The organism is Streptomyces sp. NPDC003038, assembly GCF_040611115.1.
GTDB lineage: Bacteria > Actinomycetota > Actinomycetes > Streptomycetales > Streptomycetaceae > Streptomyces.
Genome location: NZ_JBEXNN010000030.1, coordinates 46,573 through 65,642 on the forward strand (window position 1 = coordinate 46,573; position 19,070 = coordinate 65,642).

Below are 19,070 nucleotides of genomic sequence, written 5' to 3' on the forward strand. Positions count from 1 at the left end.
CCGTTGCGGTGGCGAGTGCGGGCGGGGTCATCGGACGAGGAGCTGGGTCAGGACTAGGGCGGACTCGTGGGTCTCGACCTCGAAGAGACCGGTGCGGTCGACCGTCAGGATCAGGGTGGCCTCCTGGCCCGGCGGCAGGGCGAGTTCCTTGTCGTAACCGTGGACGTGCAGGGTGTCCGCGCGGTCACTCGTGACGCGCAGGGCGACGCGTTCGCCGCGCTTGAGCTCGGTGCGGGCGGGTGGCGGGCTGACCTTGCCGTCCCGGACGGTCATGGTGACCGTCCGGTCGGGTTGATCCGGCTGCTGCGCTTGCGGTCCGGGCGAGGGCGGCGGGGTGTGGCTGTGGCCGCTGCCGGCTTGGCCCGGGGCGGCGGCGGTGAGCTGGGCGGTGGCCTCGACCGGCTTGCCGGATACCGCCCAGGCGGTGTGGTCGTCCGCGTAGAGGCGGACGGTCAGGGTGTGCGCGCCCTCGGGGACCTGCGCGGCGGGCAGGTGGAACCAGGGGCCGTACAGCCGGGCCAGTTTGCGGCCGTCCAGCTCCAGGTGGGCGTGGCCGGCGCCCGGGAGGGCGGCGCCGCCGGCGCTGTCGGGGGTGAAGCGGAAGTTGGTCACCGCCAGCTGGAGGTTCCAGCCGTCCTCGGAGTCCGGGCGGGCGGTGAGCTGCACCCGCGGCGCGCCGTCGCCCGGGACTTCGCGGAGCCGGTGGCCGGAGCCGTCGTCGGTGGTGAGCAGGGTGCCCGGACTGCCGGTGGCCTGTTCGTGGGTGGTGCCGGGCTTGTGGTGGGTGGTGGCCCGCCCCCCGCAGCCCGTCGCCGCGCCGCCCACGAGGAGCAGGACGAGGGCGAGCAGGGCCGCGGCGCGAGCGGTGGGGCGGGCGGTGGGGCGGGCGGTGGGGCGGGGTGCGCGGAGCCTGCGGCCCGCGGGGGGCGGCGGGGCGCAGCCATCGCACCGGGCGCGGTCGTCGGGCCGATCGGTCACAGCGTGCCTCCTGTGGTCGGTACGCCCTGACGGGCCGGCCGGGACGGCCCGTCAGGGCGGGTTCGGATGCCGCACGGCCGGTGCGGTACGCCCTCCCTTCCGGCGCGGGGGTCGGGGCCTGCCGCGTCCCGGCGGCTTCCGGGCAGGGGCGCGGCGGCGATCCCGCACGCGGGAGGTGTCGCCGCGCCGGGGCAGCGGCTCGGGCTGGCGGCGCAGGAGTGGCGGCCGGGGGTCATGCCGGGGTGCCGGGGGTCGGCGGGGGCTGCGGGGCCGTGGTGCTCAGGGCCGGGGAGGGGCCGGCTGGGACCGGGGCGCGGTCGGGTGCCGGGTCGCCGCCCGGCGGGACGGGGCGGGCCGAGGCGACGACTGCCCAGAGGATCCAGAACACGGCCACCAAAGCCCGTACCCAGGCGGGGCTCACGGGGGTCCACGGGATCATCAGGACCGCCTTGTCGAAGGCGTCCAGCAGGGTCAGCCCGGCCAGCAGCAGGGTGAGGCGCGCCAGCCACGGGCGGGTGGGGCGCAGGACCAGGCCGACGCCCGTCCACCACAGCCCGAGGAGCAGGAGCGAGAGCGCCGGCACGAAGGAGGCGACCAGTCCCGTCGTGGAGCCCGCCACGTCCAGGGCCAGACCGGCCAGGCCCAGGAGCGAGGCGGCCGCGCCCAGGCGCGAGCCGCGCAGGCGGCGCCACCACAGCACGCCGCCGACCAGGAGCAGAACCCCCGCGACGGCCAGCGCGATCTGGGTCTCCACCCGTTCCAGGCCGCGCGCGCCGTACCAGTCGCAGCCCGCCGGAAGCTTGCGGGCCTGGACGCTGTAGTCCGCGCAGACGAGGAGCTGGACCAGCTTGACCGGTTCGCCGACCAGGCGGGCGGAGGCGCCCGAGACCGCGCCGCGCGCGTCACCGCACCGCGGGACCGTGCCGGGGGTGGAGCCGTCGGGGCCGTCCTGCCAGCAGTTGCCGCGCCCCTGCCCGTCCCACCACACGTCCATCCCGTTGGGGCGGGGGGCGCCGGACGGGTCCTTGCCCATGATGTTTCCGGCGTACCGGTTGTGGTGGGAGGTGTCTGCCTGCTTGGACCACCTCTCCTCGCCCCGGATGAAGGCGGGGACGGCGCTGAGGAAGAAGCCCGCGCGCTCGTGCCCGTACACCCAGTTGTTCTCGTACAGGTTCCAGTTGCCGCCCGCGGTGATGATGCCGGTGCCCGGCGGCATGGAGATCTGCGGGCAGACCACGCCCCGCTCGTAGCCCCGTTCGACGGGCGGCTTGGCGCAGGTGCCGTCGGCGACGTAGTGGTAATAGTCCTGGTTGTTGTCGTGGATCAGGTTCCGCTCGAACTTGGCGTGGTTCTGCGGGAGTCCGGGGTGGCCCGGGAAGGCGCTGTCCATGGAGGCGCCGCCCATGTTGCGGTCGAACTCGTTGTCGTGGACCCATACGGAGTCACCGGCGGTGCCGGAGTAGCCGACCATGTTGTGGTGGCTGCGGCAGCCGGTGATCTCGATGGAGTAGCGCGGGACCTCGTAGCCGCGGCCGTTGTTGATGTCGGAGGCGCTGCCGGGGTAGATGCCGGAGTCGCCGTTCCCGTACGACTCGCAGTTCTTGTAGAGCCCGTGATCGCTGGCGAAGGTCAGGAAGCCGTACTCGTCGTTCCACCGGGTCAGCACGTCGTCGATGACGAAGCCGTCGGCCGCCAGCACGTACAGCGAGTTGAAGGTGGTGCGCTGGGCGGTGAAGTTGCGGAAGTAGACGCCGTTGGACTGGTCGGCCCGGATTCCGTTCAGCTTCTGGTACTTGGCGTCGATGATCACGTCCAGCCGCGAGGCTCCCGTGCCTTCGATCTGCAGGTTCGTCTTGCCGAGGATCGCGACGAGGTTCTGGTTGTGACGGCACCGCACCTGCTGCTCGTAGTCGAGGATCTGGTAGCCGAGCGAGGAAGTGGGTGCCTTCAGGGCCGCGCATTCCCCCGTCGGGACGGGCAGCGAGGGCTCCTCCTCGTACAGGCCGGGGAGGATCGCGATGTTCATTCCGGGCCGGTCGACGGCGTCGACGGCTTCCTGGAGGTGCCGGTAGCCGCTCTTCTCGCACCGTTCGTACAGGGCGAGGTTGCGCTGCCTGAGGTCGTTCGGGAAGCCGGATATCCGGCGCTCGAAGTCGGGCCGGTCGGTCTTGCAGACCACCAGATCGGGCTCGGCGTTGCGGTACTCGGGCACGGATCCGGAGCCGTCCGGGAAGGTGACGGGGCGCTCCTCGTGGGCGCGGGCGGCGGGGGCGGCGGCGAGGAGGGACAGGAGGGCGAGGAGGGCGGCGAGGAGCGCCGCCGGCACGGCAGGGAACCTGCGGGTCCACGACATGCGCGAGAGAGTAGAGCATTGTTCATCTTTCCGGATCCCCCTCTGCGCCCATGCGTCCGCACGCCCCAATCCGTCACGCCGTAACCCCGTGACGGCCGTGATTGCGCGGGACGCCCGTGACGCGCGGGACGCCCGTGACGCGAATCGGGCGAGCCTGAACGGGCCCCCGGCCCCGGCACCCCCAGGATCCCGGCACCTCCGCGACCTCCGCCCGCCCCGCGACCCCGGCAATCCCGGCGAATCGACCGAACGGCGGCCAGGTGACCGAGAGCCACCGTTGACGCGCGGGCCTCGGAATCCTACTGTCGACCATAGGATTCCTTCGACCGATCGGGAGCAGCCATGAGTGAGCAGGCCGGCAGCGAGCAGGCCAGGAAGACGGCAGAGGCGTTGGAGTACCTCACCGGCTTCGCCAACGAGCACAGCTCGGAGGCCGTCCCCGGCGCCCTGCCCCTCGGCCGGAACTCGCCCCAGCGCGCACCCCTCGGTCTCTACGCCGAGCAGCTCAGCGGCAGCGCCTTCACCGAGCCGCGCAGCCACAACCGCCGCTCGTGGCTCTACCGGATCCGGCCCTCCGCCGCGCACCCGCCCTTCACCCGGACCGACAACGGCCGGCTGCGCAGCGCGCCCTTCACCGAGGCCTCCGCCGACCCCAACCGGCTGCGCTGGAACCCGCTGCCCGACCCGGCCCCCGGCACGGACTTCCTTGACGGCCTTTGGACGCTCGGCGGCAACGGCGACGCCACCCAGCGCACCGGCATGGCCATCCACCTCTACTCGGCCAACTCCCCCATGGTGGACCGGGTGTTCAGCGACTCCGACGGCGAGCTGCTGATCGTCCCCGAGCGCGGCGGACTGCTCCTGCGCACGGAGCTCGGCCTGCTCGCCGCCCGCCCGGGCGAGGTGGCCCTCATCCCGCGCGGCGTCCGCTTCCGCGTCGAGCTGCTCGACGCCGACGCCCGCGGCTACGTCTGCGAGAACTACGGCCGGCCCTTCGAGCTGCCGGACCTGGGCCCGATCGGCGCCAACGGCCTCGCCGCCGCGCGGGACTTCAGGGCCCCGGTCGCGGCGTACGAGGACAGCGAGCGCCCGACCGAGGTGGTCAACAAGTTCTGCGGCAACCTCTGGTCGGCCACCTACGACCACTCCCCGCTCGATGTCGTCGCCTGGCACGGCAACCACGTCCCGTACGTCTACGACCTGCGCCGCTTCAACGTCCTGGGCTCCATCAGCTACGACCACCCCGACCCGTCCATCTTCACGGTCCTGACCTCGCCCTCGGACACCCCGGGGCTGGCGGGCGTGGATTTCGTGGTCTTCGCCCCCCGCTGGCTGGTCGGCGAGGACACCTTCCGCCCGCCGTACTTCCACCGCAACGTGATGAGCGAGTACATGGGCCTGATCGAGGGCGCCTACGACGCCAAGGCCGAAGGCTTCGTCCCCGGCGGCGGCTCGCTGCACAACATGATGTCCGCGCACGGCCCGGACCGGGAGACCTTCGACCGGGCGAGCGCCGCCGAGTTGAAGCCTCAGAAGATCGCGGACGGCCTGGCCTTCATGTTCGAGACCCGCTGGCCGATCACGGCCACCGCCCAGGCCGCGGGTGCGGGTCACCTCCAGGCCGGCTACGACGACGTATGGCAGGGTCTGCAGCGCCACTTCCGCGCCTGACCTGGGCTGCATACCCTGCACAGGCCGCACCCGTCGCACGCCGCCACCCCTGTCCAGCCGTTCGGAGAACCGACCGTGACCGCCTTCGCCCCCGATTCGCTGGTACTGAACCGGAAGCTGCCACTCTGGTACCAGGTGTCACAGTCGCTCCGCGCCTCCATACTCGGGCGCACCCCGGACGCCTCTCTGCGCCTGCCCACCGAGGAGCAGCTCGCCGAGCACTACGGGGTGAGCGTGCTGACCATGCGGCAGGCGCTGAAGGAGCTGGAGGGCGAAGGCCTGATCAGCCGGCACCGGCGGCGCGGCACCTTCATCGAACCGGGCGCCCTGCGCGGGGCCCCCGTCCGGCTGCTGGGCTCCGTGGACGCCATCGTGGCCCAGCAGTCGGGCGACCGTACGACGATTCTCGGCCACGCGCGGACGGCCGTGTCCGGGGAGCTGCTGGAGCACTTCCCGGACACGGCCGAGGTGGTCACGTACCGCCGGCTGCGCCACGATCGCGAAAGCGGCGAGCCGACGAACTGGGCCGAGAACGCGATCCTTCCGGAGCTCGCCACGGCGGTGGACCTGGCCGATCTCGAACGCTGGCCGATGACCAAGGTGCTGCGGGACATCGCGGGCGTGCGCATCAGCCGGATCACGGACACCGTCGAGGCCCGCCTCGCCGACCCGGAGACGGCCGAGCTGCTCCGGGTTCCGCTGCTGAGTCCGATCCTGCACTACACGGGCGTGACGTACGACGAGGGCGGCCGTGTGGTGGACGTGGCGCGGATCCGCTATCGCGGGGACCGGTTCTCCTTCACCGTGACGGTCGACGCGCACTGATCACGGCGGTTTCCCGGCGTTTCGACCGCCGGCCGGACGGCGGGACGAACGGGGACAGACAGCTACAGACGGCGACAGACGGGGGGACGGGGGGCGGGCGGGCCGGCCGACGGCCGGGTTCTACTTCTTCTCGTTCTTCTGGTTCTTCTGGTTCTTATCGTCCTCTGTGCCGCGCTCACCCTCCGCCTGGGACGGCGTGGTACGCATCGTCTCGGCGTGCCGCTGCCTCTTCTGGATCTCGTCCATGTCCTCTTCGAGCCGCTCACCCTCCGCCTGCGACGGCGTCGAGTATTCGTCGTATTGACTCATGGCCCTCTCCTCAGCCGGTACGTATCCGTACATAAGGAGCGTAGCGCTTCGGCCTGGACGCAGCCCGGCCGCCGGGTCCCGTCGCTACCATCTGCCGGGTGAGCGAAGACGTACCCCTGCTGGACGACCTGATGCCCTGGTCCGTGGGCAGCCTGCGCCTGGGCCGGGACTGGGTGGCCGCGCCCGATGCCGCCACCCTGCGCGTCCGCTGGGCGGCCCTGACCGGCGCCGAAGGAGCCGAGCGGGAGCGGCTGTTCCGCCCGAGCCGGAACCGGTCGCCCGCCGCCGGGGCGGCCGCGCTGCCCGGCCAGCGCTCGGGTACCGCCCGGTTCTCCGAGGCCCCCGGCCCCTGCCCCGATCCCGTACGGGTCCTGCGCGACCCCTTCGACGAGCAGTGGCTCCTCCCGGACCAGCGACTCATCGACATGGCCCGCCCGGAGCTGTGGCGTGTCCGGGACGAGCACCAGCTGTTCACGGTCGAGGCCCCGGACCTCCTGGTCACCGCGCACCTCCCGGCCGGCCGGCTCGGCCCGGTCCGCCCCCTGCACCGGCGTCCGGGCGGCGCCGAGCCGAATCTCGCTCCCGGCCTGCCGGCACTGCTGGGCGAGCGCTACGGCGGCCGGGTCTCCCCCGAGGACGTGCTGTGCTGGATCCTCGCGGCGGGCCGCCCCGGGCCGCGGGGGTACGAGGTGCCGCTCGCCGCCGACCCCGGGCGCTGGCGGGCCGGCCTGGAGCTGGGGCACCGCCTCCTCGCCGTCCAGCTGCGCGGGGCCCGCGGCGCCGAGGCGCCCCGGCTGCCCGGCGGGCGCCGCCCCTACGTGCGCTCGGCGGTCCCGGCCTGGCCGCACGAGCTGGCGTACGACAGCGAGACGCTGAGCCTGCGCACGCCCGGCTTCGGGAGCGGGACCGTGTCGCCCGTGCCGCCGGGCGCCTGGGAGTACGAGGTGCGGGGCGCGCGGGTACTGGAGGCCTGGTTCGCCGCCCGTACCGCCCACCGCGGCCCGGACGCCGACGGGCTGGAGGCGCTGGGCCCGGCCGAGTGGCCGCAGAGCTGGACCTCGGAACTGCTGGCCCTGGTCACGACCTTGGCGCTGCTGGCCGGCCTGGCCCCCGAGCGGGCGGCGTTCGAGCCGGGCCCGGGGCTGTCCGCGACGGAGCTCCGGGCGGCCGGTGTGCTGCCGCCGCCCCGCTGGGCCCGGCGCCCGGCCTCGGTGCTGGACCACCAGGAGGAGGGCCCCGGCGGGCAGTTCGCCCTGCTCTGAGGTCCGGGGGGCCTACGGGCCCCACGCCGCCAGCAGCCGGGACACCGTGCGGTCGAACACCGCCGCCATGTCCGGCACCGCGTGGCGGGTCGCGCCGGGCGCCGGGTCGGCGCCGCCCGTGAGGGCCGCCGTCAGCCGCGGGTACTGTCCGGTGGCGAGCCGCGAGCCGAGGTAGGCATTGCGTGCGGCCTGTTCCGCGGCCTCGGTCCAGGGCAGGGAGCGGGCCCGCTCGGCCAGCGCGAGTTCGCCGGCGACGTACGTCGCCGTCGTGCCGTTGACGGCGGCGACGAGCTCCAGCTTCTCGCCGTCCGGTACGTCCAGCGGCGCCAGGCAGTCCAGGCTGTGTTCCAGGTAGCGCAGGGCGTTCGGACTGAAGCCGTAGACCGGGGTCAGCAGGCGGGGCAGCCAGGGATGGCGGTGCATCAGGGCGCGTGTCTGGCGGGCCAGCGCCAGCAGGTCGGCCCGCCAGTCCCCGGTCGGCGGGGTCAGCTCGTACTCCCCGCCGACGGCGTCGACCATCAGCTCGTACAGGTCCTCCTTGCGCGGCACGTAGTTGTACAGGGACATCGTCCCGGCGCCGATCCCGGCCGCCACCCGCCGCATGGAGACGGCCTCGATCCCCTCCGCGTCGGCGATGCGCACGGCCTCGGCCGCGATCGACTCGCGGCTGTGCGCGGGCCGCGGGCCGCGGCCGGCCCGCTGCGGGCGGGCCCAGATCACTTCGGGTTCAGCGGGGTGCCCGCTGGGTGTCATCGCTCATCACCTCGTCCGTCTCATCCCCCATCCTAGTTACGTACGCCGTACGTAGTGGGGTAGGGTGCCACCCATGACGACTACGTACGCTGTACTTAGTGAAGGTCTGGAGAAGGGCTACGGGGAGGTCCATGCCCTGCGCGGGCTCGATCTCGCTGTCCCCGAGGGCACGGTCTGCGGGCTCCTCGGCCCCAACGGCGCGGGCAAGACCACCGCCGTCCGGGTCTTCACCACCCTCACCGCGCCCACCGGCGGCCGCGCCCTCGTCGCGGGCCACGACGTCGCCCGCGCCCCCGCCCTCGTCCGCCGCGCCATCGGTGTCACCGGCCAGTACGCCTCCGTCGACGGGGACCTGACCGGCCGTGAGAACCTCCGGCTCTTCGCCCGCCTCGCCGGACTGCGCGGCTCCGCGAGCCGCGCGCGGGCCGACGAGCTGCTGGAGCGCTCCGGCCTCGCCGAAGCCGCCGACCGCGTGGCCTCCACCTGGTCGGGCGGCATGCGCCGGCGCCTCGACCTGGCCGCCGGGCTGATCACCCGCCCCCGGGTGCTGTTCCTCGACGAGCCCACCACCGGCCTCGACCCGGCCGCCCGCGAGCACATCTGGGGGGCGGTACGGGCCCTCGCCGACGAGGGCACCACCGTGCTGCTCACCACGCAGTACCTGGAGGAGGCCGACCGGCTGGCCGACGACATCGTGGTCGTCGACAGCGGTCGAGCCGTGGCCACCGGCACCCCGGCCGAGCTGAAGGCCCGGATCGGCGCCCACGCCGAGGTCGCCGTCGCCGCACGCGAGGCCCTCGCGGGCGCCGCCGTCGTACTCGACCAGCTCACGGGCGGCCGGCCCGTGCTCGACGAGGAGCGGCTCACCGTCGGCGTGAGCGTGCTCGACTCCGGGCTCACCCTGCCGCGCATCATCCGCGCGCTGGACTCCGCCGGGGTCCCCGTCACCGACGCCAGCCTGCGCCCGCCCACCCTGGACCAGGTGTTCCTGCGCCTCACCCGGGTCCGTACCGCCACCGGACGACCCTCCCCCGACAAGGAGCACGCCGCATGAGCAGCACCCTGCTTTCGGACGGCGGCGCCGTCCTCACCCGCCAGCTTCAGAAGGCCCGGCACGCCCCGGCGCTGCTGATCCTCACCCAGACCATGCCGATCACCATGCTGCTGTTCTTCGGCTACGTCTTCGGCAGCGCGCTGGCCATGCCGGGTTCGGAGTACCGCGAGTTCCTCGTCCCGGGGCTGCTCGCCGCCACTGCCGCCAGCGGGCTGATGACCGGCATGTTCACGGCCGCTCAGGACGCCCACCGCGGGGTGATGGACCGGTTCCGCACCCTGCCGATGAGCCGCACCGCGGTCCCGCTCGGGCAGACCGCGGCGGACCTGCTGACCACGGCCGTCTCCATGGTTCCGCTCATGCTGGTGGGGCTCGCGATGGGCTGGCGCGTCGAGAACGGCCCGGCGGGCGCTCTGGCGGCCTTCGGCGTACTGCTGCTCTTCCGCTTCGCCACCGCCTGGGTCGGCACGTACCTCGGTCTGCTGACCAGGAGCGAGGAGGCGGCGGGCCAGTTGGGCAGCACCACCTTCGTCCTGCCGCTGCTGTCCAGCGCGTACCTGCCGACCGCCGGGCTGCCGGGGTGGCTGCGCACCGTCGCCGAATGGAATCCGATCAGCGCCGTCGCCACCGCCGTGCGCGAGCTGTGCGGGAACTCCGGTGGCGAGGCTGCAGCGGGCGCCGCCTGGCCGGCCGCGCACCCGGTCGCCGGGGCGCTGCTCTGGTCGCTGATCCTGCTGGCCGTCTTCGTGCCGCTGGCCACGCGCAGATTCGCGCGCGGCCAGGGCTGAGGTCGGAAGCGGCAGCGCGCCGACGGATCGCCGGTCGCGGGTCGCCGGTCGCGGGTCGCGGGTCGCGGGTCGCGGGAGGCACTATCCCCCGCAAACAGGGCAAACGGTGGGGTGTTCGCTTCCTGCGTGGTGACAGACCCGGCCGAAGCAGGTAGGCACGCCTGTCATGAGCTCCGACACGCACCGCCATGACACCCCCCGGCCCGACGCGCACCGCCCCGTGACACCGCGGCCCGAACCGCTTCCCCTCGACGGCATCACGGTCGTCGCCGTCGAACAGGCCGTCTCGGCCCCCTTCGCCACCCGCCAGCTCGCCGACCTCGGCGCCCGGGTGATCAAGGTCGAGCGCCCCGACGGCGGCGACTTCGCCCGCGCCTACGACACCGCCGCCCAGGGCCTCGCCTCGCATTTCGTGTGGGCCAACCGCGGCAAGGAGTCGATCGCGCTGGACCTCAAGGACCCGCGCGGCCGGGAGATCCTGCACGGCCTGCTGGCGGACGCGGACGTCTTCGTACAGAACCTCGCCCAGGGCGCGGCCGCCCGGCTCGGCCTCGACTCGGCCGCGCTGTGCGCCCGTTACCCGCGCCTCGTCGCCGTGGACGTCTCCGGCTACGGCCCCGAGGGCCCGTACGCCCACAAGCGCGCCTACGACATGCTCGTGCAGTGCGAGGCGGGACTCGTCTCGGTGACCGGCACCCCGGAGCAGCCCGTCAAGGCGGGCATCCCGGCGGCGGACATCGCGGCGGCCATGTACGCCTTCTCGGGGGTGCTCGCCGCCCTGCTGCGCCGCGGCGCCACCGGACGCGGGGGCAGGGTGGAGGTCTCCATGCTGGACGCGCTCGCCGAATGGATGGGGCACCCGCTGCACCACACGATGCACGGCGGGGAGCAGCCCCCGCGCACCGGCCTGGCGCACGCCGTGATCGCGCCCTACGACGCCTACGCGACGGCCGACGGGGACCGGGTGCTGCTGTCGGTGCAGAACGACCGCGAATGGCGGCGGCTCGCCCAGCAGGTCCTGGGAAGGCCGGAACTGGCCGAGGAGGCGGCGTACGCGACCAACGCGGCACGTACCGCGAACCGCGAGAAGACCGATGCGGTGGTCGCCGAGGCGCTGGCCCGGCTGGACGCGGACGAGGCGATCGGGCGGCTGGAGGCGGCGGGCATCGCCTGCGCGCGGCTGAACTCGGTGGCGCAGCTGGCAGGGCACCCCCAGCTGGCGGCTCGGGACCGCTGGCGGACGGTGGGGTCACCGGCCGGTCCGCTACGGGCCCTGCTGCCGCCGATCGGGCTGCCGGGCGGCGCGGCACCGCACATGGGTGCCGTGCCCGCGCTCGGCGAACACACCGGAGCCCTGCTGCGCGCCCTGGGGATGACGGGCGCGCAGATCACGGCACTGCGGCGGGACGGTGTGGTGGCGTAGGGCCGGGAAACCGGAGAGCCGGAGGGTGAACGGCGTGGGGTGGGCGGGCAGTTACGAGCGGCGGCTGCCGAAGAGCGTGCGACGCAGGCGGCGCAGCGGCGCGAAGAGCGAGACGCGCGCGCTCCGGCTCCGCAGACGGTGCGTGTGGTCGCGGGAGGTGAGCTCCCGCATCAGCAGCGTCGCCTCGGCCGTCTCACGGTGCGGGAGGGCGGGCCCGCCCAGCACGGCGAGATGGCGGTCGAGGCGCGAACTGGTCGCGTTGCCACCGCACGTGACGGCAGGCACGCGAGGCGGCCTGCTGCGCATTGCTATCTGTTCCATGATCTCTCCCCACCCGTACGAGGGCACCCGGCCCGGGCAGATTAACCCTATCGCCCCCGCGTCGCGCCCGGGTATCCCGGTGGTGTGAATTCCCCCTGCGTGGAACGGGAGTTGACGATTACTCAGCGGAGTCGCCCGTCACTCTCCGCACAGAGGAGCCGGGCACGGAAGACCTCACCGCGAGTCGCGTCACGACACGGGCCACTTCACGCCCCCTGCGCTAACTTGAAGTGATCACCCGGTAACACATGGACGCATTGGGGGGCCCTCGCGTGAGTGGGAACGTGGGTGACGGCGGTGGCGGCGGAGGCGGCGGACAGGACGCCGGGGCGGAATCGGGCGCCGATCGTGTCATCTCGGGCAGGTACCGGCTGCTGGATCCGCTCGGCCGGGGCGGCATGGGCATCGTGTGGCGAGCCCGGGACGAGGTGCTGGCGCGGGAGGTCGCCGTCAAGGAGGTACGGGCGCCGGCCGGACTGGACCCGGCCGAACTGGAGCGCATGTACCGGCGGCTGGAACGGGAGGCCTGGGCGGCGGCCCGGATCTCTCACCGCGGGGTCGTCACCGTCTACGACGTGGCCACCGACGGCGGCCGGCCCTGGATCGTGATGGAGCTGGTGCGCGGGCTCTCGCTGGCCGACGTACTGGAAGCCGAGGGTCCGATGAGCCCGCGGCGGGCCGCGCACATCGGGGAACAGGTCCTGGCCGCGCTGCGCTCCGCGCACGAGTCGGGCGTACTGCACCGGGACGTCAAGCCCGGCAATGTACTGATCGGCAATGACGGCCGGGTGGTGCTGAGCGACTTCGGGATCGCCAGCCTGGAGGGCTCCTCCGCGATCACCATGACCGGCGAGGTGGTCGGCTCGCCAGAATTCCTCGCGCCGGAGCGGGCGTTGGGCCGTGACCCCGGCCCCGAAGCGGACCTGTGGTCGCTCGGAGTGATGCTGTACGCGGCCGTCGAGGGGGGCTCGCCCTTCCGCCGGGACACCGCGCTGGCCACGCTGCGGGCCGTGGTGGACGAACCGTTGCCGCCCGCGCGCCGGGCCGGGCCGCTGGAGCCCGTACTGGAGGGGCTGCTGCGCAAGGACCCGGCCGAGCGGCTGCCCGCGGCGGAGGCGGCGCGGATGCTGCGGGTGGTGGGGGCGGGCGGGGCCGTACGGGACTCCGGCGGGCCGGTGTCGGGACCGGCGTCGGGGCCGCGGTCGGGGCCGGACACGCCGGCGGCCGCCACCCGCGGCATCCGGCACGAGCCGCACGAGCCGCACGGGCCGCGGCAGCCGCGGGGGGCCCGGCCGTACGGGGCGCCGACTCCGCCCGTGCCGACGTCCGGCGGGCCGGCCGCGCCCGGGCCGGCGCCCCGGGGGCGGGCCGGGCTGGTGCTGACCGCCGGGATCCTGGTGCTGCTGCTGGCGCTGGCCTTGCTGGCGTGGCTGCTGCTGAAGGACCGTGAGGAGGCGGGCGGCGGCAACGGCGGCCACCCGACGGGTGCGCCGGCCTCCTCGCGGGCCGCGACCACGGCACCCTCCGCGAGCCCGTCCGTGTCGCCGTCCGCCATGCCCGCGCAGCAGGTGGCCGTGGCCGTCCAGGCCGTACGCACCGCCTACAGCGGCACCTGCCCGCCGCCCGCCGAGCGCGCCCCCGCCTTCACCGCCACCGTGGAGGTGGCCCGTACCCCCACGGTGCTGGAGTACCGCTGGACCGCGCGCGGCGGGGTGAGCTCCGGTCCCAGCTGGCAGTCCGTCACCTTGGCGGCGGACGGGCCGAGGAGCCTGAAGCTGGATCACACCGAGCTCACCCACCAGGCGGGCGGGGTCTTCCACGACGCGGTCCGGCTGGAGGTCCGGGCGCCCGCGCAGGAGACCTCGCAGTGGGTGGACTTCTCCGTGACGTGCGAGGAGGAGACCCCGACGAGCGGGGCCTCCTCCCCTGGTGCGACCGGCTCACCGGATCCGACGACGGCGAGCCCCGCCCCGAGTCCGGACGAGAGCCCGGCCGGGAGTCCGGACGAGAGCCCGGCCGCGAGCCCTGCCGCGAGCCCGTAGGCCTGGCCGTCAGGCCGCGTTGGTGAAGACCGGCAGGTAGCCGCTGGACTGTCCGGCGGCCGTGGGGTGGTACGACTCGCCGATGTTGCCCCAGTTGACGCTGTGCAGCCACGCGCTGCCGGAGCAGATCTCGTGACCCGTGAAGGAGCCGACGACCGAGGCGTAGGTGAAGCCGTGGTCGGCGGCGCGCTTGGCGATGGCGGCGTTGAGGTGGTCGGCCGCGCCGTTGATGGCGGCGCGTTCGCCTTCGGTCAGCCCGGCGGCGCAGGTGCCGTTCAGCTTGTAGAAGCGGGGATAGCCGATGACGACGACGCGGGCGTTCGGGGACCGGCCGTCGATGGCGTTGTAGACCTGGTCGAGCTGGCCGGGGAGGGTGGAGTCGACGTACGCCTTGGCCTGGTTGACCCGGTTGACGCAGGTGGACTCGGACTGGAGCACACACGTCGTCATGACGTCGGAGAATCCGGCGTCGTTGCCGCCGATGGTGATGCTGACGAGGTCGGTGCCGGAGTTCAGCGGGGCGAGCTGGTTGGCGAGGACGTCACCCGTTCGAGCACCCGAGCAGGCGGTGAAGGAGAAGGTCTGCGGGGAGTGGGCGGCGGCCCACAGGGCCGGATAGGCGCGGGGTGTGCGCTTGCAGGCGCCGCTCGCGCTGTCGTAGCTGCCGGCGCCGACGCCGGAGGAGTACGAGTCGCCGAGGGCGACGTAGCCGAAGTCGGCCCGGGCGGCGGCGGTTGCCTGGCCGGCGCCCAACAGGGCGGTGCCCGCGGCGAGTAACAGGGTGGAGGTCAAGGCAGCGAAACGCGCCAGTCTCATGCTCATGTGTGTGCGGCTCCTTGTGGGGGGGGTTACTCCTGAGTCCGTGGTACAAGCAGCCGAGCATTGGTGGAAGTGTCCATGCCAAGAATGTTCGGGGTGGGGTTGCGAGCCGAATCTTCACTCCCGGTGCGTTTGAAGGGGGAATTCGGGCACCGATCCGGCGAAACACGGGTGCATCGGGGCATCGCGTGCCGGATCATGGGCGCCATGCCAGCCAACCCGCATGACGCGCTGCCGATCCGGCTCAACGTCGATGACAGTGACTCACCGTCGGATGTCGTCGACGCGCTGTTCCTCGGCCGCTTCGCGTCCGGCGAGCAGCCCTACTCGCACAGCGTGTCGATCGAGCGGGTGAAGGCCGGAGCGACCCTCCTGCCGCCCGCGGCCACCGTGTTGCGCTCCGCGCGCGACAGCGACCGCAGCGCCACCCTGGCCGAGGGCGAGGGCTGGACCGTGCTCGTCTCCCGCTGGAGCCGCGGCGCGGACGTCACCGTGACGGCGGTGAGCGACGAACTCGCCTCCAGCGTCCTCGAAAAGGCCACCGACGGGGTGCAGGACGAGCCCGAGCCGCAGCCGGAGAACGTCGCCATGGGCTTCTGGTACGTCTCCCCGCGCCGCGGCCCGTACCGGACGACCCGCCAGATCGCGGCCGGTACCTGGGCCGAGGTGCGGCCCAACTACACGGCCCCGGTGGCCGGGGCGATGGACCGGCTGATGAAGCTGACGCCGGACGACATCGCGGGCCGGCTGCTCCTGTTGCACGGCCCGCCCGGCACGGGCAAGACCTCCGCCCTGCGCACGCTGGCCCGTTCCTGGCGGGACTGGTGCCAGGTGGACTGCGTCCTGGACCCCGAGCGGCTGTTCAACGACGTGGGCTACCTGATGGACATCGCGATCGGCGAGGACGAGGGCACGGCGAAGGGCCGTTGGCGGCTGCTGCTGCTGGAGGACTGCGACGAGCTGATCCGCGGCGAAGCCCGGCACACCGCCGGACAGGCGCTGTCCCGGCTGCTGAACCTGACGGACGGTCTGCTGGGACAGGGGCGCAACGTCCTGGTCGGTGTGACGACGAACGAGGACCTGGAACGCCTCCACCCCGCCGTGGTCCGGCCGGGGCGGTGCCTCGCCCGCATCGAGGTCGGCCGCCTGACCCATCGCGAGGCGGCGGACTGGCTGGGCACGGACGAGGACGTCCCTCGCGAAGGTGCCACGCTGGCGGAACTGTTCGCTCTCAGGCGCGGTACGGGGCCGGCCGCGATGCTGCCGCCGCAGCCGCACAGCTCGGAGGCGGGCCTCTACCTCTAGTGCTGTGGCCGGAAACGTTCACCGGAGCGGGAGTTCAGCCCTGGCTAAGATGCTCATAGCGGAATGATGTCCGGTTGTAAGGGGCTGGGGCGGATGTTGATCGAGGTTGCAGGGGTACGTGTACCCGAGGGGCGGGCGGCGGAGGCGGCGCGGCTGGTCTGCGCGGAATACGCTGACGAGGCTTTGTACCACCACTCTGTGCGGTCATACTTCTTCGGCGCGGCCTGGGCCGAGGCACGTGGCCTTCGCTTCGACCGCGAGCTGTTCTTCGTCTCGGCGTTGCTGCACGACTTGGCTCTCACCCCGGCCTTCGACAGCTACACGCTCTCTTTTGAAGAGGCCGGCGGCCACTTGGCGCGGGTCTTCACGGCCGGTCTCGGCTGGCCGACTGAGCGACGCGACCGGGCGGCTGAGCTGATCGTGCTCCATATGCGGGACGACGTTGCGCCGGAAGTAGACGTAGAGAGCCGGCTGTTGCAGGTGGGGACGAGCGCGGATGTATCCGGGGCGGGCTTGGAAGCCTTCGGCCCGTCTTTCACGGACGCACTCGTTGGGGCATACCCCCGGCTGGGATTCGCCAAGTCCTTCGTGCGCCTGTTCCAGGACCAGGCAGAGCGTAAGCCGGGTTGCGCGGCGGCGCAGTTGGTAGCGGGAGAGTGGGCGGAGCGGACTGTTTCCAATCCGCTCGATCAGGGCTGAGGGCCGGGAAACGGATCGTCACGCGGCTTCCGTGACGAGGCATCCACCCCAGCGGATGCCTTTCTCGCTGCGGATGCGGGCGCGCTCCTTGCGTTGGGCGGCCAGGACGTCGGGGTGGCGGGCGTTGGAGTTGCGCCAGCGCAGGAGGCGGGCTACGACGGCGGGCCGGCTGCGCCGGGCCACCCGGGCGCTGCCCGGACCCGCGCCTCAATCGCCGGGCGGAACCTTCAGCCCCGCCGGCGATTGAGGCGCGGGTCGGGGGCGGAGCCCCAGCAGCGGCGGCGGCGCGGGCCGGTGCGGTGCGGTGCGGTCAGCCGCGCCCCCGCGGGCGGGCCCGAGACGCTACCGGGCGGCGTACCGGGCCCGGAGGGCGGCCGTCGCGGCGGCTACCGCCTCCGCCTCCGTCAGCCCCAGCCTGCGCACGCGATCCGCATACGCCTGGGCCGCCGCCGCGGCTTCGCGGGAGGCCGCGTCGCCCGTCGCCGCGACGAAGGTCCCGTTCCGGCCCCGCGTCTCGACCACCCCGTCGGCCTCCAGCGCCCGGTACGCCTTCGCGACCGTATTCGCGGCGAGCCCCAGCTCCTCCGCCAGTCCCCGCACCGTGGGCAGTTTGAATCCCGCCGGGAGCTTCCCCGACCGGGCCCGGTCGGCGATCTGCGCGCGCAGCTGTTCGTACGGGGCGGCGGAGCCGGCCGAGCCGTCGATGGCGATCTTCAGGTTCGTCGAGGTCACGTGGCCGATTGTCCCCCATGGCCCGGAAATTCGGAGGCGCCGGCCGCGCCGCCCCCCGTAGCGTCGGCGCCATGACCGTTCTCATTCGTGACCTGCGCCCGAACGACCCGGCGGACGCGGAGTCCGTCGTGAGGGTACGCCGCGCCGCCCTCCCGTTCATGATCACCACCGTCGGGGGTGTGGGCTTCGAGCTCTCCTCCGCGCACCCCGACAAGCGCTACCGCCTGCTCGTCGCCGAGACCCGGGAGGGCCTCGTCATCGGCACCGCCCAGGTGGGCATCGCCTACGACAGCCCGGAGCCGGGACGGTCGTTCGTCAACGCGTACGTCGACCCCGCGCACCGCGGCCTCGGCGCCGGCCGGCTGCTGCTGCGCGCGGCCGAGGAGCACCTCGCGGCCGAGGGCGCGGTGGAGACGTACGCCTGGGTCCTCGACAAGCCCGCCCACCGGGCCTTCGCCGAGCGGCGCGGTTACCGTCCCAGCCGCTCAGCGCACTTCCTGCGCCTGGACCTGGCGTCGGCCGACCTGCCGCCGCTCCCGGACGCCCTCCCGCCCGGCGTCGAGCTGCGCCCCGGCTCCGCCTTCGCCGCCGATCCGCGTCCGCTCTTCGAGGCCGACGCGGAGACCACCTCCGACGAACCGGGTGACGTGGGCGCCGCTTTCGACGACTACGAGGACTGGCTCGCCCACACCTGGAACAACCCTGCCCTCGACAAGGAGCTCACGACCGTCGTCCTGGTGGACGGCGCGGTGGCCGCCTTCACCGCCGCGCACACCGACGGCGCCACCCGCTACGCCTCGGCGATGACGGGCACGCTGCGCGCCTTCCGCGGCCGGGGCCTGGCCAAGCTCGCCAAGACCGCGTCCCTGCACCGGGCGCGTGCGGCCGGGTACACGGAGGCGTTCACCGGCAACGACGCGGGGAACGAGCCGATGCTGGCCGTCAACAAGTGGTTCGGATACGAGATCTGCGCGACCGAGACGCGGTTCGCGAAGCGGCTGGCGTCCGGTGCGGGCGGGCAGGTGAACGTGACGCTGGTCAAGGCGGGACGCGTCAAGATCCGCTATCCCGCGGCGCGGGTGTCCGACGACGGCGACCGGATCTCCGTGCGCGCCCCCTGGGCGGCCGAGGGCGTACGGGACTTCGGCTTCGTGCGCTTCGAGCCGGGCGACGTGTTCGTCGAGCACTTCTGGCGGACGCGCTGGTACGCGGTCAAGGAGGTGTGGACCGGCGACGGCGTCCTGAAGGGCTGGTACTGCGATGTCACGCGCCCGGCGGTGGTGCGGGACGGGGAGATCGTGGTGGAGGACCTGGACCTCGACCTGTGGGTATCGGCCGACGGGAGCCGCGTACTGAGGCTGGACGAGGAGGAGTTCGCCGCGAGCGGGCTGGCAGCCGAGGACCCGGAGGCGGCCGCGCAGGCCGTACGGGCCCTCGACGCGCTGGACGAGCAGGCCAGAACGCCGGCGGGACTGGCCGCGCTCCTCCCCTGAGCGGTCCTGGAGAGGACTCTTCCTGTGGGCCCGCTTAGGGCTTCCTTAACGGGACCCTAAGGATCGCCCCGCGGGGCCCGAACCCGGCGGAAGCCGAGGTCCGGGCGGCTAGCTTGGCTGAGCCAGGAAGGCCGGAAGCGGGGGGGGCGGGGGGGGGCGGCGCCCCCCCCCCCGGGGGTGGGGGGCGCCCGGGGGGGGGCGCCGGCGGAGCCACCCCCCCCCCCCCCCCCCCCCCCCCCCCCC

16 protein-coding genes and 3 pseudogenes are annotated in these 19,070 nt (G+C 73.6%); 11 read left to right on the forward strand and 8 right to left on the reverse strand.

Going from position 1 to position 19,070, the window contains the following annotated elements; genetic code table 11:
* Positions 1–27: 27 nt before the first annotated feature.
* On the reverse strand, positions 28–849 hold the full coding sequence (locus ABZX75_RS27880) for a hypothetical protein (RefSeq protein ID WP_355415270.1): 822 nt from the start codon (positions 847–849) through the stop codon (positions 28–30).
* Positions 850–1,210: 361 nt separating this feature from the next.
* On the reverse strand, positions 1,211–3,331 hold the full coding sequence (locus ABZX75_RS27885) for a right-handed parallel beta-helix repeat-containing protein (protein WP_355415234.1): 2,121 nt from the start codon (positions 3,329–3,331) through the stop codon (positions 1,211–1,213).
* 342 nt (positions 3,332–3,673) lie between these two features.
* On the opposite strand from ABZX75_RS27885, the gene hmgA reads away from it, so the two are divergent.
* Both hmgA and ABZX75_RS27895 read left to right on the forward strand, forming a co-directional pair.
* A complete protein-coding gene (gene hmgA, locus ABZX75_RS27890) occupies positions 3,674–5,002 on the forward strand; it encodes a homogentisate 1,2-dioxygenase (RefSeq protein WP_355415236.1) in 1,329 nt (442 codons plus the stop codon).
* A 75-nt stretch (positions 5,003–5,077) separates the two neighbouring features.
* Positions 5,078–5,827 carry a GntR family transcriptional regulator gene (locus tag ABZX75_RS27895; protein ID WP_355415238.1) on the forward strand — a complete coding sequence of 250 codons (750 nt, stop codon included), beginning with the start codon at positions 5,078–5,080 and terminating at the stop codon, positions 5,825–5,827.
* Between the two features lie 120 nt (positions 5,828–5,947).
* On the opposite strand, the gene ABZX75_RS27900 is transcribed toward ABZX75_RS27895, so the two are convergent.
* Entirely contained in the window at positions 5,948–6,136 is a 189-nt protein-coding gene (locus ABZX75_RS27900; protein ID WP_355415240.1) for a hypothetical protein, read from the reverse strand.
* Positions 6,137–6,267: 131 nt separating this feature from the next.
* Here ABZX75_RS27900 and ABZX75_RS27905 point away from each other — a divergent pair, with 131 nt between their 5' ends.
* A complete protein-coding gene (locus tag ABZX75_RS27905) occupies positions 6,268–7,398 on the forward strand; it encodes a type ISP restriction/modification enzyme (RefSeq protein WP_355415272.1) in 1,131 nt (376 codons plus the stop codon).
* 12 nt (positions 7,399–7,410) lie between these two features.
* Here the strand turns inward: ABZX75_RS27905 and ABZX75_RS27910 are convergent, their stop codons facing one another.
* Positions 7,411–8,151, reverse strand: coding sequence for a TetR/AcrR family transcriptional regulator (locus ABZX75_RS27910; RefSeq protein WP_355415242.1), 741 nt, complete (start codon positions 8,149–8,151; stop codon positions 7,411–7,413).
* 73 nt (positions 8,152–8,224) lie between these two features.
* Here ABZX75_RS27910 and ABZX75_RS27915 point away from each other — a divergent pair, with 73 nt between their 5' ends.
* From ABZX75_RS27915 to ABZX75_RS27925, 3 genes are all read left to right on the forward strand, one after another.
* On the forward strand, positions 8,225–9,205 hold the full coding sequence (locus ABZX75_RS27915) for an ATP-binding cassette domain-containing protein (protein ID WP_355415244.1): 981 nt from the start codon (positions 8,225–8,227) through the stop codon (positions 9,203–9,205).
* Positions 9,202–9,993 (forward strand): ABC transporter permease, encoded by a 792-nt coding sequence (locus tag ABZX75_RS27920; RefSeq protein WP_355415246.1) that lies wholly within the window; start codon positions 9,202–9,204, stop codon positions 9,991–9,993. Before ABZX75_RS27915 ends, ABZX75_RS27920 begins: the two co-directional genes overlap by 4 nt.
* A gap of 166 nt (positions 9,994–10,159) precedes the next feature.
* Positions 10,160–11,416 carry a CaiB/BaiF CoA-transferase family protein gene (locus ABZX75_RS27925; RefSeq protein ID WP_355415248.1) on the forward strand — a complete coding sequence of 419 codons (1,257 nt, stop codon included), beginning with the start codon at positions 10,160–10,162 and terminating at the stop codon, positions 11,414–11,416.
* Positions 11,417–11,467: 51 nt separating this feature from the next.
* Here the strand turns inward: ABZX75_RS27925 and ABZX75_RS27930 are convergent, their stop codons facing one another.
* Entirely contained in the window at positions 11,468–11,737 is a 270-nt protein-coding gene (locus tag ABZX75_RS27930) for a hypothetical protein (RefSeq protein WP_355415250.1), read from the reverse strand.
* A gap of 284 nt (positions 11,738–12,021) precedes the next feature.
* On the opposite strand from ABZX75_RS27930, the gene ABZX75_RS27935 reads away from it, so the two are divergent.
* Entirely contained in the window at positions 12,022–13,779 is a 1,758-nt protein-coding gene (locus tag ABZX75_RS27935) for a protein kinase (RefSeq protein WP_355415274.1), read from the forward strand.
* Positions 13,780–13,788: 9 nt separating this feature from the next.
* Here the strand turns inward: ABZX75_RS27935 and ABZX75_RS27940 are convergent, their stop codons facing one another.
* On the reverse strand, positions 13,789–14,595 hold the full coding sequence (locus tag ABZX75_RS27940; RefSeq protein WP_355415276.1) for an SGNH/GDSL hydrolase family protein: 807 nt from the start codon (positions 14,593–14,595) through the stop codon (positions 13,789–13,791).
* Positions 14,596–14,805: 210 nt separating this feature from the next.
* Here ABZX75_RS27940 and ABZX75_RS27945 point away from each other — a divergent pair, with 210 nt between their 5' ends.
* Both ABZX75_RS27945 and ABZX75_RS27950 read left to right on the forward strand, forming a co-directional pair.
* On the forward strand, positions 14,806–15,903 hold the full coding sequence (locus ABZX75_RS27945; RefSeq protein WP_355415252.1) for a DUF5925 domain-containing protein: 1,098 nt from the start codon (positions 14,806–14,808) through the stop codon (positions 15,901–15,903).
* A 93-nt stretch (positions 15,904–15,996) separates the two neighbouring features.
* Positions 15,997–16,602: an HD domain-containing protein gene (locus ABZX75_RS27950; RefSeq protein ID WP_355415254.1), complete on the forward strand. Its 606-nt coding sequence runs from the start codon at positions 15,997–15,999 to the stop codon at positions 16,600–16,602.
* 18 nt (positions 16,603–16,620) lie between these two features.
* Here the strand turns inward: ABZX75_RS27950 and ABZX75_RS27955 are convergent.
* Together ABZX75_RS27955 and ABZX75_RS27960 are read right to left on the reverse strand one after the other, a co-directional pair.
* A pseudogene (locus tag ABZX75_RS27955) lies at positions 16,621–16,746 on the reverse strand (IS630 family transposase); the annotation flags it as partial.
* 198 nt (positions 16,747–16,944) lie between these two features.
* Complete coding sequence (locus tag ABZX75_RS27960; RefSeq protein WP_355415256.1) at positions 16,945–17,334, reverse strand: GntR family transcriptional regulator; 390 nt, start codon at positions 17,332–17,334, stop codon at positions 16,945–16,947.
* A gap of 71 nt (positions 17,335–17,405) precedes the next feature.
* Here ABZX75_RS27960 and ABZX75_RS27965 point away from each other — a divergent pair.
* Both ABZX75_RS27965 and ABZX75_RS27970 read left to right on the forward strand, forming a co-directional pair.
* Positions 17,406–18,314: pseudogene (locus tag ABZX75_RS27965) on the forward strand (GNAT family N-acetyltransferase); the annotation flags it as partial.
* 204 nt (positions 18,315–18,518) lie between these two features.
* Positions 18,519–18,827 (forward strand): annotated as a pseudogene (locus ABZX75_RS27970) (DUF402 domain-containing protein); the annotation flags it as partial.
* Positions 18,828–19,070: the final 243 nt, after the last annotated feature.